The sequence below is a fragment of the Pontiella sulfatireligans genome, from assembly GCF_900890705.1.
Taxonomy (GTDB): domain Bacteria; phylum Verrucomicrobiota; class Kiritimatiellia; order Kiritimatiellales; family Pontiellaceae; genus Pontiella; species Pontiella sulfatireligans.
On the sequence record NZ_CAAHFH010000001.1, the window covers coordinates 2,103,854 to 2,120,227 of the forward strand.

The 16,374-nt window shown below is 53.7% G+C and carries 10 protein-coding genes; 3 read left to right on the forward strand and 7 right to left on the reverse strand.

The genetic code is table 11. From position 1 onward, the window contains the following. Positions 1-183: 183 nt before the first annotated feature. Positions 184-1,665, reverse strand: coding sequence for a sulfatase-like hydrolase/transferase (locus SCARR_RS07040; protein ID WP_136060792.1), 1,482 nt, complete (start codon positions 1,663-1,665; stop codon positions 184-186). Positions 1,666-1,846: 181 nt separating this feature from the next. Here SCARR_RS07040 and SCARR_RS07045 point away from each other — a divergent pair, with 181 nt between their 5' ends. From SCARR_RS07045 to SCARR_RS07055, 3 genes are read left to right on the forward strand one after another with little or no spacing between them, the layout of a single operon-like run. Next, positions 1,847-2,146: a DUF6788 family protein gene (locus SCARR_RS07045; protein WP_136059843.1), complete on the forward strand. Its 300-nt coding sequence runs from the start codon at positions 1,847-1,849 to the stop codon at positions 2,144-2,146. Beyond that, complete coding sequence (locus tag SCARR_RS07050; protein ID WP_136059844.1) at positions 2,139-2,327, forward strand: hypothetical protein; 189 nt, start codon at positions 2,139-2,141, stop codon at positions 2,325-2,327. Before SCARR_RS07045 ends, SCARR_RS07050 begins: the two co-directional genes overlap by 8 nt. Then, a complete protein-coding gene (locus SCARR_RS07055; RefSeq protein WP_222846209.1) occupies positions 2,282-3,508 on the forward strand; it encodes a transposase in 1,227 nt (408 codons plus the stop codon). Before SCARR_RS07050 ends, SCARR_RS07055 begins: the two co-directional genes overlap by 46 nt. A gap of 216 nt (positions 3,509-3,724) precedes the next feature. Here SCARR_RS07055 and SCARR_RS07065 read toward each other — a convergent pair whose 3' ends face one another. The 6 genes from SCARR_RS07065 to SCARR_RS07090 all read right to left on the reverse strand — a co-directional run bounded on the left by SCARR_RS07065 (position 3,725) and on the right by SCARR_RS07090 (position 16,354). Beyond that, on the reverse strand, positions 3,725-4,828 hold the full coding sequence (locus SCARR_RS07065; protein ID WP_136060794.1) for an alpha-L-fucosidase: 1,104 nt from the start codon (positions 4,826-4,828) through the stop codon (positions 3,725-3,727). A 32-nt stretch (positions 4,829-4,860) separates the two neighbouring features. Next, a complete protein-coding gene (locus tag SCARR_RS07070) occupies positions 4,861-8,085 on the reverse strand; it encodes a sialate O-acetylesterase (RefSeq protein ID WP_136060795.1) in 3,225 nt (1,074 codons plus the stop codon). Between the two features lie 208 nt (positions 8,086-8,293). After that, a complete protein-coding gene (locus SCARR_RS07075; RefSeq protein ID WP_136060796.1) occupies positions 8,294-10,267 on the reverse strand; it encodes a beta strand repeat-containing protein in 1,974 nt (657 codons plus the stop codon). A gap of 528 nt (positions 10,268-10,795) precedes the next feature. Beyond that, the gene (locus tag SCARR_RS07080; RefSeq protein WP_187356364.1) at positions 10,796-11,854 is read right to left on the reverse strand and encodes a glycoside hydrolase family protein; all 1,059 of its coding nucleotides are present in this window, start codon (positions 11,852-11,854) and stop codon (positions 10,796-10,798) included. 116 nt (positions 11,855-11,970) lie between these two features. After that, positions 11,971-13,899, reverse strand: coding sequence for a sulfatase family protein (locus SCARR_RS07085; protein WP_136060797.1), 1,929 nt, complete (start codon positions 13,897-13,899; stop codon positions 11,971-11,973). A gap of 103 nt (positions 13,900-14,002) precedes the next feature. Further along, on the reverse strand, positions 14,003-16,354 hold the full coding sequence (locus tag SCARR_RS07090) for a sialate O-acetylesterase (protein WP_168433081.1): 2,352 nt from the start codon (positions 16,352-16,354) through the stop codon (positions 14,003-14,005). Positions 16,355-16,374: the final 20 nt, after the last annotated feature.

The window sequence follows — 16,374 nt, forward strand, 5'->3', positions numbered from 1 at the left end:
GCCGACTGCAAACCCAAGGTGACGCTGAATTTGTGCAAATGGTGACGCAAAACCGGGAAATATGGAGCTACCCCTGCAATTGTAGACAGGAACGCCTTCTGGCCGTTCATTTGCGGTGTTAGAAGCATTTCCGGTTTAGTTTGACGCATTGCAATGGTAGGGCGCGTTCGCCGAATGTGCCCCTCAGTCGCAAAGCCACTCGTGTGGACGGACGCCCCGGCGGTAAGGCCCTACCTTACCCCTTCCCATCCAGATCCCGTGAGGATGCGACAAATTTAACGAGGATATGCGTTTTCGGAACGCATTGCGGAACTCGATCATGGCCTTTGATTCTGATCGGCATTTTTTTCGAAGTTGTTCGAGGGTTTCCGGGAACGCACCGGTTTCCATCAGATTAACGCGTTCTTCCGGATCGCGCTCCAGATCAAACAGTTGTTCAAAGACCGGTGTTTGATTACGGAAGTCGACGTCTTTATCGTCGTAGTTCCACCCTTTGGAATGATCGAAGTAGCGGACATATTTCCACTTCTTGAAACGAACGGCTTCGACGAACGGGTTGTCGCGTCCGACAAACAGGTTTTCAATGAATACGGAATCGCGCCAAGGAATATCGGGATTCTGAACGAGCGGAACGAGACTCCTCCCTTGGCAAAAATCAAGTTCAGGAAGGCCGGCATAGTCCAGAATGGTCGGGGCAACATCTACATTCATAACCAAGGCGTCGAGTACCTCGCCACGACGGTCCTTCGGCAAGCTGGGATCGTACAGAATGAATGGCACCTTGGCCGTCAGGTCATAGGCCAGCGCTTTCCCACCCATTCCGTATTCGCCCATCAGCAGCCCATGGTCGCTGGAGTATATGATGATCGTGTTTTCGAGCAGGCCGCGTTTTTCCAGACCTTGGATCATTCGTCCGACAACGTGGTCGATTCCGGTGATCAGCTGGTAGTAGCGGTAATGCTGCTCCAAGCTGGTCTTGAGGTCATAGCTAAAGGAGTAGGTGTTTTTCCGGCCGTCCTGCTTCATCAGTTCCGACGGTATAAATTGTCCGGCGTCTGTAGCCGTCTCTACAGGAAGCTCAATCTTCACATCACGGTAGAGGTCGCCATAAATCGGATGTCCGGCCAGCCTCTTGTTTCCATTGGCCGGATGCTTCATGCGGCCTTTGCCCTGCTCCCACGGAATCATGGAACCGGTAATCGATCCATGCGGCGCAGAAAAACTGACCGATAGGCAGAAGGGTTTATCGGCATCCTTCTGATTAAGGAAATTTTCAAAGGCCTCGCCCATCATGGGGGTGATGATGTCTTCCTTCAGGCCTTCATACGCAATGCAGTTTTTCTTTCCTTTCGGAAAGAATGCGGCCCACCCGTCGTGGGCGCACCAGAAGTCGAAGGTTTCTCCGCCGCGGCCGTTTTTGAAGGGATATTTATCGACGCCCAGCTTGCCGATAAAGCCGGTAAAATATCCGTTCTTCCGCAGCAGCTGCGGATAGGTTTGCTTCCACTGTTTCATGGAGAGCTCATGGCGGGATGAAAACCCCACGCCATGCACCCGTTCGTATTGCCCCGTCAGAAACGACACACGGCTGGGCATGCAAATCGGGTTGGAAATATAGGCATTGGAAAACCGCAGCCCCTCCCTAATGGGTGGGAGGTTAAGCATTTTGATGCTGAGTTGCGGCCAACCGCTACGCACCGATAAATGAACGTTGCAACTCCTCTTCTGAAGAGGGAACAGCCTCCTTAACTCGCCATCCTGTCAAGATTTCGCAGAACGCAGGTTGTTTTTTTCTGCGCCGTGTGATATGCGTATACGCATATTCAAAAAAAGGAGCGCGGCGGGGATGGATGAAGTCGAAAAATTGAGGACACGACGCGATGTGCTGTTGAAGGAAATAGGTGAAGCGCCGCTTTGGGTGAACGGGTCGGTTGTTGAAACGACCCGAAAGACCTGCGGCAAGGAGAGCCCGTTCTACTACCTCTCCCATAGCATCAGGGGAAAAAACAAGATTACCTACATCTCGGCGGCGCATCTAAACCAATTCAAGGCGGCAGCGGCCCAGGGGGCAAGGATAAGGCTGCTGCACAACGAACTGAGCACGATAAACATGAAATTGATCAAGAAGGGAGGCCACGATGATTAACACCGACAAGTCCAACCGTCTCCTTGCAAGCTTCGGAGAGCTTGTGTCGAAAGAAACCTTCGATATGACGGCCCTAAAAAAAGGGCGTTTTCCAGATCGCGTGTTTTCCCGCTGGAGGTTGTTCTTTTCTCCCTTGTGCTCGATGCCCAGCAGGGCTTTGGGTGCGGCGTTGCCCGGCTGATCGCCAAACTGTTTGAACTGGGCATTGTCAGGGAGAGAGACGGGATGCTTCCTGCAAGGGAAGCGAATGATGAGGCATGCGCCAAACTGCCTGCCGATATCGTGCGGCAACTGCACGTGCATAGCCATCGGAATGAATATGGAACGAACGGCCGCACATTCCATGGCCTAAAGGTCCTGATACCTGACGGAACCAAGGTTTCGTTCGCCGATACACAGCCGACAAGGGATAAATACGGAGCGGGGCAGGGTCATTATGTCCAGTCCCAAGCACTCGGCTTCTATGAGTTATCCACCGGTACGTTCGAGGATTTCAGGTTCGAGCACTGCAACACCCCGGAACGAGCCATTGCCATTGGGCATATGGGTTCGAATGCGACCCGATCCCTGTACATGGCCGATGCAGGGTACAACGGCATGGCATTCATCGCGATCAGCATGGATAAGAACCATGAATTGCTGATGCCGCTCAAGAACTGCGCACTTGCAAAGAAGTTCCTCAAGGCAAAAAAGCGCTCCGCTGTCATCGGCATCAAGCTGAGCAAAATCCATTTGGCCAACTATCCAGGCCACCATCATCTTTTGGGGACGTGCATAAAGGTGCGCCTGATCCGAACGCGCGGCACCTCCAAGCTCCGTTCGCAAGTATTGATTACCACCTTGATTGACGAAGTTGTCTTCGGGTGGCGGGAAGTGACGAAGCTATACCTGCAGCGCTATTGCGTCGAACTCGCCTTCCGTCACCTGAAGACAAGGATCGGGATTGAGAGAATCCGCAAACGAAAGCTCCTGCGAATTGAACAGCTTCTGTTTGCTGCGATCGTACTGTTCAATCTGTCGGCGGCACTCAGGAACAGAATCAGACGCCCCAGCCTTCTTCCTGAAAAGGCAGGGATAAAGCTACACTGCTTCACATTATGCATAGAGCTGGTTCATACCTTCCTTCAAGCCGCCCTGGGGCCGCGGCGCGGGATCAGGAAAAAGATGGATTCGAGCCTGAGGGCAATCAGAGGCTGCTGGTTCATCTATAAGCCATGGCGGGCAGAGCCACGGATTTGCCGCACGCCTCCGTCGGAATTTTCCGTTCAAAAAGGAGCTGAAATGCTAACGGAGGTTGAAACAGCGAAATTCCTAAGCGTTGAGTACGAAATACTCGCGCAACAGTACGGCCAAAGGGAGTAAAAAAATGCTTAACCTCCCTCCCATTAAGCCCCTCCCCGGCCAAACGGTCGAGGTTCGGGGTTTTGATCACCGGATGCCCATCGATGCTCAGCGTTCCTTCCCGTTGGTCGTCGGCCAACAGAAAGAGAATATTCGGCCGGGCTTTGGCGCAGACTCCGCTGTGGGCCAATAAGCCGAACAATACGGTCAGCACAGCACGATATCGAAGGTGCATGCCTAGGCCTTGAGCTTTCTGCCGACTTCAGCCAGCGTCTTCACATCTTCCGGATGGATGGAGCCGTCCGGCAGCGGGCCGACATTGAGCAGCAGGTTGGCATCCATTTTGTTTGCCTTGCTGAGCATTTCCATGACCTGATCCGCCGTCTTATGCTTCCCGTCCAAACTTTTGTCGTATCCCCATTTCCAAGGTTGCAGCGTATCGCAGAATTCCAGGGGAACATCAGATGTTCCCTTAAAATGACGTTCGGGGGCTTTGAAGTCCTCGGTGCCGATCAGACCCTGTTTATAGGAAACCAGAACCTGAGGCTGCAACGAATGGATATGGTCGTAGAGCTCCTGAGTTTCGAACAGATGCAGCTTTCCTTTGCGGGATGCGGGGGTTGCAACCCCGTCAAGCCAGATGCCGCCGACCGGGCCGTAGTTGGTCAGCAGCTCGGTAATCTGGTTTTTCATGAACTCTACATAAATCTGGAGGTCCTGATCCTCGCCGTATTTATAGAACGGTTCTGGAGAATCATATTTCGGCCGGGCGTTGCCTCCCCAGTCCCCGTTGTTGGGCGCATGTGGATGGCGCCAGTCGCGACCGTGTGAGTAGTAGAGGTAAAACCCGAGCCCCTTCTTCCGGCACTCTTCGGCCAGCTCCGCAACGAGATCCCGTTTGGCCGGTGAGTTGGTGCTCGTGAAGTCCGTGTACTTGGATTCGAAGAGACAGAAGCTGTCATGGTGCCGGGTCGTGATGTTGACATATTTCATCCCGGCTTCGAGCGCCATATCGGTGATGAAATCGGCATCGAAGTTTTTCGCCGTGAAGTCGTTTTCCAGTTTTGCATACTCCCGAACAGGAATTTTACCCTGCAACTGCACCCACTCTCCCCGGCCCAGCAGTGAATATAGACCGTAATGAATAAACAGACCGAATTTTGCTTCTTTGAAATATTGCAGAGCAGCGGCACGCGGATCTTTTTTATACAGCGCCGCGTAGTCCTTCAAATAGCTGGGAACCGCGCTGTCCCCAAACACCGACGGCGACACGGCCAAAGCTGCGGTGGTTGCGGCTCCGCTGCACAGGAGCGATCGACGGTTTATATTTTGAATCGGCATAATAGTTCTCCTTGTTCGACATTCAACATTCATCACTCGGCCAGATAGACCCGGTAGAAGGCGTTGGTCTTGTCCATTTCTTCCGTAACTGAAATGGGCGCTCCAGAGCCTGGAATATTAGTGACCATTAGCCACGGGCCATCCACCAAATCTTCCGTTGCTTCAAGGACGTAGGTCGCACCAATCTGGCCATACCAGCTGAAGCCCAGCTCGGTTCCTCCCGGCTGAATCTCAAAATCGACATTGCCGATTTCCGTGACCGGCACAATGGGCACGAGCGAAACGCTTTGGATCGCAAACTGCGCATCCCGCTGCGTGTAGGCGGCAAAATGATAATCCTTCGTCAGATCCAGCGTGGTCGTTCCTGCCGTGGCCGGCGCACCGTCGATGCTGTAGGTAAAACTTCCATCGGCCAAAACGGTCAGGTTAAAGGTCTTGTTCGTTCCGGCGGTCACAATCTGCGCATTGCTTAGATTTGTTCTGGAGCCAACGAATCCGGAAAACTGGTTCAGCCCCTGTTGCGAGCCATCGCCACCGGTTGGACGGGTGGTCAGGCTCATGCCAATGCCTTCCAGGATATTGTCCCCGATAAACAGGCCGTCGAGGTGCGAGGTGGTATGCATCAAGCCAAACGAGCCTGAATCGGCGATCTCCGTATTTACGACGCCAATATCATACGTCACATCTAAACTGAATCCGTTGGTGAACGTAAATGCATTGGCCGTGTAGACCGATGCCCGGTGCGTACCATTACCGGATCCCGAAGCGGTTAAGTTCCCGTCATCCGAAAAGAAAGAGGTGGCAATCGTATGATTCACCATGCCCCCGCCCTCGCCGAGGTTCAAGCCGAGTCCATCGTTGTCGAACGAATCCACAAAGCTCGTCGGTTCATTGGTTGGGCTTACCGAAATCGTGACCGCCGCTTCATTGGAGAGGACGCCATCCGACGCCGCATAGGTAAAATAGTCGTTACCGGTAAAACCTGTAACAGGCGTGTAGGTGAACGAACCGTCGCCCAACAAAGCCAACGTGCCGTACGCCACGTCGGCAACCAGCGAAGCCGAGAGCGCATCGTAGTTCAGGTCCATGTCGTTTTCCAATACACCGTCCGCCGCCGGCACCGCCAGCGTTTCGCCCTCAAGAATTCCATAGGCATCTTTCACGGCCATCGGAGCCTGAGCACCGAGCCCCGTCGCAGGCCAGTCATCCGTACGGAACGGCGCGGAGGGCAAGCCATCGCTGTTAACGAGGTTTACCGTGTTCACCGGTGCGGGCGACCAAGCATAGCGAACCGCCACCGGCGCAGGTTCCGAACTTGAACTGATAATCACATTCGTACCGCTAATCGAAGAACTGGTCGCTGCATGCCAGACCTTGTCCGAACCGGCCAGCTCAAATACTGCAGGAGCCGCCGAATCATCCGTCGTCAGTCCGTCAGCCTGGCTGAAGGTGATGGTCGCTTCATTGCCGCTGATGCTCATCGACTCAAAGGTTGGGCCGTGTGCCACAAGGTCCTCGCCAAGCGCATATTTCCGCCCCAGCAACGCCAGGCGCTGGCCGATCGGCTCCTTGTCGTAAGGGTGTATATTGTTCACCAGCCCTGTATCGATGGTCACGGCCACATAGGCGTTACTCAGCGCCGTGGCCCGACTCTGTGACTCGCGGAACCATGCCCAATAGGTACTGTTATACGACGGCAGCTGCACGCCAAGGAACGGCAGGTCGCCTTGGTCGAACAGTTCGCGGTATTCCGATACAAAGGCGGGAAGCGTGAAACCGTATTGGGCGACGTTCTCCGGAGTACCGGCGTTCGCCTCGCCCTGATACCAGACAAACCCGGAAATGCCGAAGTTCAGCAGCGGATGAATCCGCTGGTTGTAGATGATGTTCGGGCGCGTGCGGATGAAGACATCATTCCATGCTTCCGAGCCATTTATCATAGCTTCGATCCCTTCCAGATTCGTGGCATAGCCACCCGGCAACATCGACGAGGTGGTGACGCCATCGTTGTACTCACCGATGCTTTGATAATGATCCATCATCGCATCAAAGTGCGGGAAGTCATCGGCCATCTGGATCGGCATCCAACCTTCGATGGAGGAGCTGCCCCACGCCGCCCAGATAACCGCAGTCGGCACACCGCTGCCCTCGTGCATCTGATGGGCAAATACGGCCGCAACCGAGCTCCAGCCTCCGGGATTGGAATTGTCGCGCCAGGTCATCGAACCGCTCTCCTGCGGCGTCAGGGCCGCATCCTGGGCAATCTCCAGGCAGCGGATCATGCGGTTGGTGGTAATATCATCGATGTAGGTCTGTTTGTTGGTCATTTCGCTCAGAGGGCGAATCATGTTGGACTGTCCAAAGGCGATCCAGACATCGCCGACCAGCACATCGGTCAGGGTATTGGTCTGGCTGCCGCTGACCGTCATCAGCTCATACGGCCCGCCAGCAGACAAGGCAGGCAGCTCAACCTTCCAGTTGCCATCAATATCCGACATCGCGGCAGCGTTCGTTCCGTTGATCGAAACGGTCACCAGATTTGTCGGATCAGCCGTTCCCCAGACCTTGACCGGCTTACCGCGCTGCAACACCATGCCATCCTGAAACGGCGAAGCCAGCTTCAGCGGCGGAGGCGGGCCACCATACACAGCGGTCAGCGAAATGTGGTCAACCCAGTTGATCGAATCAGCATCCGTGGTTGTATAAAAATAGAGTCTTAGATCCTGACCTTCCGTGGCATTCCCCTCAGAGCCTGTTGCGGTTCCGTCAATGAGTGCATATGCGGGAATTTCGAAGCTGAAGGTCTGGTTGGTCTGCCACTCCGCGTACGTGACACCACTTCCGCCATGCGTACCATCAAGAACAACCTTCGTGGAAAAATATTTGGTGTCATTCGCAGGATTTCTAAGCATGGCCCACACTGCGTTTCCAGCGACGCCGGATTTCCACGACACCTCACAGGCATTGAATGAAAAGGTGAATACATCGTTGGAGCTCCATGAACCGCTGACATCCTGCCGTATCCATTTGTTGCCGGTCATCCGAACGACCTGATTCGGATTTTCCGGAATCTCGCTTATATTGTAATCCATTCTCAGGGCACCGCCGGTTTCGTTCCCCGTCCACCCCGTGATGTTCGTGACGGTATTATTGGCAGTGATATCATCCGCCTCGAAATCGCCATTGACAACGAACTCGGCATTCGCCCCGGCGAGCAGTCCACTCAAAGCCATCATCAAAATATGTGGAACTTTCATATGACCTTTCCTATTTATACCAAGCCTAAACCTTCCGGCATTTATTTCGGCTCATAGAGCCGACTCTACAATGCGCAGCGTTGTTGTAGTGTGGGTTCTATGAAAACATTACTCGCTGATAAGTTTTCAAGTTTGGCATTATCCATTTGCAGGCAGAAAAAAAGAGGGGCAGAAAACCGCCCCTCCAGTATTTTAAAGCAAGTTCAGCTTAAACCATGAACACGCGGCGGATCCAGAGCAGTCCTCCGCCAAGGGCAAGCACCAGACCCAACGTCGCCGGTTCCGGAATGACCGAGACCGTGCTTCCTGCCAATTCAAGGCTCAATCCGCCACCCAGATCGGTTCCGGTAATGCTGCTAAAGCTTCCAGCAATAGTGCCCCAGTTATCAAAAACAAGAAAGCTGTCGCCCAATACAGCGGTGTACCCCGTAGTGTCGAAGGCAAGGATGCCGTCGAGCGTCAAGGTGTCCCCGCCGTCGTTGGCCAGAACATCAAACTCGCCTGCAAGAAGTCCGGTTAGTTCAAGCGTTGTAGTTGCGGTGGATTCCAGCGTCAGGGCATCGTTGAAGGTCAGGGTTCCCGGGCTGTTGCCGGGGTTCAGGTTGCCGGCCACCGTTACCGCGCCGTCAAATGTTCCCGACCCACCCAACGTGCCGCCGGTTCCGACGGAGGTTGCACCGCCGCCGAGCACATTCCAAACCAGCAAGCCGCCATTAACCTCAATGGTTCCGACGTCGGTGGAAAATCCGCCAGCCCGGTTGAATGTCTGCGTTCCATCACCGGTTTTAACGATGTTAATTGCATCGGCACCCGTTAAGTTTGCACCGTACGTATAACTTTCACCGGTGCCGACATTAAGCGTAAGCGTGGAAGCCGAACCACCGTCATTTTCGAGCTGTCGAGTGTTTGTGCCTTCAGATCTCAAGCCCGCAATGGTCACGTCCTTCCCGTTCATCACAAGTGCCGATGTTGAGGCACTTGATCCCGACACAGCCACAACAGTTTCCGAAGAAAGGGCGTTATCAGTTCCCAGGATGATTTTACCTCGTGTGATCTTCGTCTCGCCTGTGTAGTCGCTGGCAGCCGAGTTAAACGTGATGGTATTACCGAAATTATCGCCAGCGCGTCCGATCTCAAGCCCGCCTGTACCTGTGATCGCGCCGTTGAGGGTATGGGGACCGCTACCGTTGATGATCCCTCCGCCACCGTCAAGGGTGATTCCACGGTTGGCATTGAGCGTCATTCCGCCTCCACCCTGGTTGATTCTAAGATATCCCCCGTTACGGAGTGTGATGTTGTCCGCATCAAAAGAACCGGGGGTCGCACCCAGACGGTTTTCCTGGTTAATCTGAAGAATCGTAGTCGCGGCGGTTCCGTCAACGATCACACCGCCGGTAAAGGTATTGGCCGCATTCAAAGCCACTGAATAATCCTGTGCGGTCTCATTAAAGGAATTGTATTTCACTTCCAGTGTTCCAACTCCGCTAACCACATCGTTGTATATGGCCTGCCTTGAATAACGCGAGCCGAAAGATACCACACCCGAACCCAGTCCCCATTTAACACCTAATGTTTGATTTGCGTTGCGCTCGTTGATGTAGGTACTGCCACCAGCGAGATTTACCGCTTCGAACTTGCCGATGTTTACAGCATTCCCACGCACGGTTGTCGCAGACGTCAAGTCAAGGGTCGCTCCGGCAGCTACCCAGTCGGCACCGTTATTTTTTTCGCCCGCATCAAATACACCGCCGCCGGCAATGGTCAATGTGTCGCCACTACTGATCGAAAGCGGAGTATCGTTGAGCTGGTTGTTGAGAAATTCGATCTCGCCGCCACCCGTATTCCATGTCGCTCCACCGGACTTGATGGTAATTCTACCGAGATTGTCGGTTACCGACTTAAGCTGTAGCTTGTTGGATCCAGAATAGGTCAGATCGCCCACCGTCACACCACCATCCGCAATATTGACGGTGTAGTTTGCACCGGAATCACCGAAAATGGCGTTGTTGCCGTTGACCCAGGGAGAAGCCGTAATCCAGTTGTTCGCGGAGGTAGCCCACGTGCCGTTACCGCCATCGCTGGTGCCGTTACCGTCCGGATCCCAGGTTTGGGTGGTTTGCGCATTTACCGTCATGCCGAAAACCAGCAAGCCAGCGACGAGTGTCATAATTTTTTTAGTCATCCTCTTCTCCTATTCGTTTCAATTTTGAATATAAAATATCCAGAAACCCCAGCAAAAAGGTATTATTTGCCTCTAAGAGAGCCTCCTTCAACACACCTTTAACGCCGGAAGATTCAGGATGGTGACACGAAAATGATTATTTTTTTCGTACTGCGTATTACGTATTGCTTGTCCCGTATAGGCTAGCTCCCGAATAAACCATATTTTCTCTGCGAGGAGCAGGCAAACCGTATCGCCGCCATCTTGGCGGCTTCATGAAGCCCGCAAGATGCGGGCGGTACATTGTGCCGCATTCTTGTGCAAAAGACCCTAAATTGGAGCCATTAACACGACGCGGAGCGAGTCTGAGCCTGCGCAAGACAACCACAGGTCTACAATCCCACCAACACTTCCAATGTCTGGAAGATTCCAATGCATGGAAAATTCCAGAGGTTGTAAAATCCCAATGGCTGGAAGGTCGGGATGGACCTTCGAGACGCTTGCGCACATGGAATGCGGAACATACCTACCGCATATCGACCGTTTTGATCATTCTCCGCGCGTTTTCATCCGGAATACGTGCGAGCAGCTGCCGTGGTCGGGCGTTGTGTTGACTCCGGTCGCCATATAGAGATAGGCGGGCTCGCCGTCAATGGCCAATACCTGCGCGCGTTCCATATGGCCATCGCGCTTTCCCCGGTATGCAGTGGCATTATGCAAAGACTCTTCGCCCACATAGTGCGCCAGGTCTTCATAGGCGCGCGTGACGTCTTTTTTATCAAAATGGAATCCATCCTTCGATTTCCACAACAGTCCACCGCCGCTGGACCCTTTTGAAGCGCCAAAGTCGCGGCTGAGCATGTAGACCGAACCGTCCAGGCTGAACGCATTGGCGTCTTCGAGTGGCATGGTGCCCGGAGTAACATATTTCGGGTGATGCTTGTAAGGCCCTTCGAGGCTATCGGAGACCATAACGCCATACATATATTTTCGTTTTTTTGAATTGGGCCATGGGAAGACCACAGATTTAACGTACAGCAAATATTGCCCGTCGTGCTTGATCAACGAAGGATTTGAAACACCAAGCCGGGCGGTATAATTCCAATCCGTAGGCTCGGTGGACTTCCGCGCCATGGTTCCGTCGGCCTCGGCTCCGGCAGCCGGTTTCCAGTCATCATTCAGGTCGTCGGCGACATACATAACAATGCGCTGTGTTTTCAGGTCGTTGTTTTCATTGACGATAAAGCAGAGCACATATTTCCCATCGATTTTTTTGATCGATGGATTATGCGGCGAGTTAAACTTTCCGTCTTGATCGGGCACGGCTACCCGGACAAATTCAAAAGGCCCTTCCGGCTTATCGCCCACATAGTGCGCAATCTCGCACTCCCGATACCACCCGTTAAAATCCTTCCGCGTCGCCGTTGGCCAACGGGCCACATAGAGATGCACCTTCCCTTCCGGGCCGATTACGGGCGAAGAACCCCAGACATGCATGCCTTCCGTTTCCACCGCCTTACCCACATATTCAAACTCAAATTCACAGGGCTCCGCCATGCTAAGCATGGAAAGCGCACACCCAAAAAACAGCAAAATCTTGAATTTCATTCCACTACTCCAAGTCGTTAAATACAAAATTATCGCGCGCTAGTGGCCCGCACATTCTCATTAACGCCGAATAGACAAGCAAAGTGACATCAGCGTCATCGGGCAACGCTCAGGTGCTATGGAGTGGGGTTGAGTTTCCGGCGATCCTTGTTGACCTGGATGCCCTTTTTACGGGCCTGCGGATTAAACAGGCTGCCAGCAGGTTTATTACTTAGATTAATACTCAGTGATCTTGCGGGGAACCCTCCGGCGGCCACAATGCGATCCAGATGATCCCGAAGCCTCTCGCGCATGGATGGGTTCCATGAAAGCGTTTCCAGGGCGGAGTAGAAGGGATCTTTTTGCTCCCCTTTCATGGTTTCCAGCCCTTGAATCAACGGATCGATACCAAACGGAAACGCTCCTGCGCAACAACACGCCTCGGCCGCGGCCGCCGCCACCGCGGGATCGGGATCAGCAACAGCCGTGCGTAGTTCTGCCGGACACGCACCCAACAGGCCCTGCGAGGCCAGCAGGCCCAAACCAGAAGCCCCCCAGAAACGAACTTCCGGGTGAACATCGCCTAAATAGGAAATTAAAATATTTCGATTTCCAGCATCCGGAACCGATGCGGTTTCGGCGGCCTCGTGCAACCGATTTAAATCATAATTCGTGTCTCGCACCCAATCATACAAAGCGACTCCCGGTTGTTTCACCTTGGTCGTCGGCGGAAAAAACCCGAGATCCCCGCTTTCGCGGATATGTGCTGAAACGGCCGCGCGCATTTTTTCCAAGGTTTGGAAATAGTCGGAATCGTCAGCCAGGTTGTTCAATTCGAACGGATCGACTTTTAAATCGAACAGCATTTCCGGAGCCTTTGACTGATACGGCTGCATCCACGCGGGATTAGCCGGTCCGGCTTCCGGCGTGCGGTGATCGAGTGCATATTGATCCCAACCGAGGTTTGAAGGCATTTGCCATTGGAACGCATTGCGCAGGCAAAACGGCTTATTCGGCAGATACGAACGGATATATTTCCAGCGCCCGTCCGTGACCGCGCGACAGGGATCGTAGTGTTTTTCCTGATTCGTCCGGAAGGCAAACTGCAGCGTCCGAGGCGCGGTTTCGTACGGCCCCATAAAGGCTTTGCCCTGCATGAATTCCGGCGGTTCTACACCAACCAGACTCAATAGGGTCGGAGCAAAGTCCACAAAGCCCACCAGTCGATCGGACTGCATGCCGGGCTTCATGTGCGATAAATATTCATATTTTTTCGGCAGGTGTACAACCATCGGAACGTGCAAGCCGGAATCAAAAGGGAAGCCTTTGCCGCGCGGCTGACAGCCGCCGTGATCGGAATAGACAAAGATAATGGTGTCGTCCGCAAGCCCGCGCTGCTCCAGATCCTTCAGGAAAAGCCCGACCCATTTATCGACGTCCTGAACGCCTTCAAGATGGAAGGCATAATCAGACCGCGTTTCTTTCAGGTCTGGAATATGCGGCGGCAATTGTAATTTTGCCGGATCAAGCCCTTCTTTTGAAAAGTCGCGACGGCCTTCCAGAGTCACACTCGTGAGGCGGCTCATGTGCGTGATATTGGCGTTGAAAACGGCAAAAAACGGCTGATCCGTCTTGCGCTTCGGGCTGTTATAGGTCGCCTGGCCTCCACACTCGTTCCACATCGCTTTATGATTGCGCGTGGTGTTGTAATCCGTTTTCGAATTATTGGTGCAGTAGTAACCGGCCTTGCGCATCAGCTCCGGATAAAAAATGCCGGCCGGCGTATCCCACCGATGTCGGTGGTTATCCATGCCATACGTCGTTGCATAGCAGCCCGTAATCAGGGTCGACCGGGCCGGAGAACAATACGGTGCGGACGAATAGGCATTCATGAACTGGATACCCCTTTTCGCGAGGCCATCCACGGTCGGCGTTAAAACGTTCGGATTGCCATAGCACCCGAACTCATAGGCACTCGTATCTTCAAACGTCAACCAAAGTACATTCGGCTGCTTTGCCTGCACCAAGCAACCGATCAACAGAATGATGCACATCAATCGCTTCATCTCAAACTCCTTATCTGTTCATTCATTTTTTATTCTTACTCTTAGGCTCTTCGTAAACTTTAGTGGCAATGAATATAGGAAGCCCTTTCTAAAAACTTTCCAGCTATTGCAGATTAACCCGATAGAAGACAGATGCAGGACGATCCGTATTTTCAATCTCCCCCGACGCCCCATAGAGCGTGATGTCGTCGAAGCGGTTTCCATTAAGCTCAGCCGCTGCTCCATAAAGATAAAAGGTCCAGACCACATTCTGGTCGCTGGAAAAATCAACAAAGTCCACTTCGTCATACTCCAGGGGAACATTGCCTTCCAGCATGACATACCCCTGGAGGATGAATGTCTCGGTCGCCCCGATGGTATAGCTGATATCCAACTTTCCGCCGCTTCCCCATTGATCCGTATAAAACGTGATCCTTTGGTAATCGACCGTGTTTCCATTCGGTTCGACGGCAAAGGAGAACCAATCGCCTGCTGTTGAGGCCGCGCTCTGGCTTGCCATGGTCGATCCAGCCAGGTTGAACCCGTGCGAGCCGGATGCGGTATTGTCGTAAATGCTGTGCGACAATACAAACAGATCCTGACCGCCACCGGTCAATGACCCGCCCTGCGACAACCGGCTTGCCGTGGTGCTGGCTTCAGCATCGACGGAGTCGAACGCGGTTGTGTTGAAGTCGCCGTTGATCCCGGTCTGAGCATCGTAGAGCGCAATGACACTGCTCGGAGGGGCGATTGCTGCGCCGCGCAGCGTGATGTCGTCGAAGCGGGTCCCATTGGCGGTGGTCGGCGCTCCATACAGATAAAAGGTCCAGATGACATTCTCGCTGCTGGAAAAGTTGGCAAAGTCAACCTCCACCAAAGCGACGGAGGCATTCGCGCCCACGGGTTCATAGCTCTGGAGAACAAATGTTTCGGTTCCACCTACGGTATAGCTGACATCCACCTTGGCGCCGCTTAAATGCTGGTCCGCATAGAACGAGAGTGATGCATAGTCAACGGTTTCATCGTTCGATTGGAGCGTAAAGGAGAACCAGTCGCCCGCCGCTGCCGCCGCGCTCTGGCTGGCGAGATTGACGTCCGCCAAATTGAAGCCGGGCGAACCGGAGGCACTGGTATTAAACAACGCATTCGCCAGCACGAATGCAGCTGAGCCGCCGCCGGATAACGATCCGCCCTGTGCCAGACGCGTTGCCGTGGTGCCGCTTTCCGTATCCACGGAATCGAAGGCGTCGGTATTAAAATCGCCGTTGTTTGCGGTCTGGGCATCGTATAACGCTAAAATATTCGTGCCGCTGGGTTCTGCGCCGACATCCGCGCTCGACCACACGGTATTTGAGTCCACAGTCGATGCCGGATAATCCAATACGGTATCGGCCCACTCCAATAGATTAGTACTGTATTCCACTCGGTATGAATTCCCTGACTTACTGGGCCATGTGAGCGTAACGTTATTGGTTGATGCAACGATGCCGGTTACCCGGAAAAATGAATTTGAATCGGTCGGGCTGGTTCCGGCTCGGAACTCAACCCCATCCTTCTGGCCATCTTCGTCAGAATCCGGATTTGCAGGATCCGTTCCCAACGCGATTTCCTGATCAGCCGACAGGCCGTCGGAATCCAGATCCAATGCCTCCAGCTCAATCATTTCCGCCGCGTGGACTGATCCGAGCACCGCCTGCCCCAACCCGGACAAATGGATGTTATAGTCGTCGTACGTGTCGCAGTCGTCTGCATCGGCAAACCCGGCACTATCCACATTCGCGGCGACGGTTTCCTGCGCAAGCCGCACCGTGTAGGCACCGGTGGATGGATTTGTAATATCCGAATACTGGTTGAAAGAGAGGCCACCGATGACAAATGGGAGGTTCAGCCCGCCGAAGACATCGGTGCGGACGCGGGCAATCAGGTCGGTTAGGTTTGCTTCATATAAAGGTGCATAGCTCGCGCCGGTGTCCGCCTCGCCCTGCTGCCAGATCATGCCGGTCAACTCATAGGTGTGCCCGGCGGCGGTCAGCGCGGCAAGCCCCTCGTCGACTGTCGTCAAAAAAATCGCATAAAGGTCGCCCGTCTCGGACCACTGCGAGTGCAGGTTGCTTCCGCCGTATGAATATTTAATGATCGCAATATTCTTCGATGGAAAAGCGGAGGCAAGGTCATGCCCGAATGTTACCTCCGGCCCAAACTCAATCACACCGGGTGTCGCCGGCGGACTATTTTTTCCATGCCCCGATCCCGGCGCCAGATCAATCCACGCGTCTTCAGGCAACATATTGTTATCAGCTCCAGCCAGCGTCTTGTGATAGTAGAACTGCACATTGGTCTGGGCTGCCTGTAGTCCGGCCGACAGCTCGGCGGCATCGCCCCGCCCCGTTGCGTTGGACTGCCCTCCGATCAGATAAACCTTATAATGTTTTGCATGAGAAATGGATTGCAATGAAACCCATAAAATCAACATCATGACGGCTCTCTTTCGGCCCG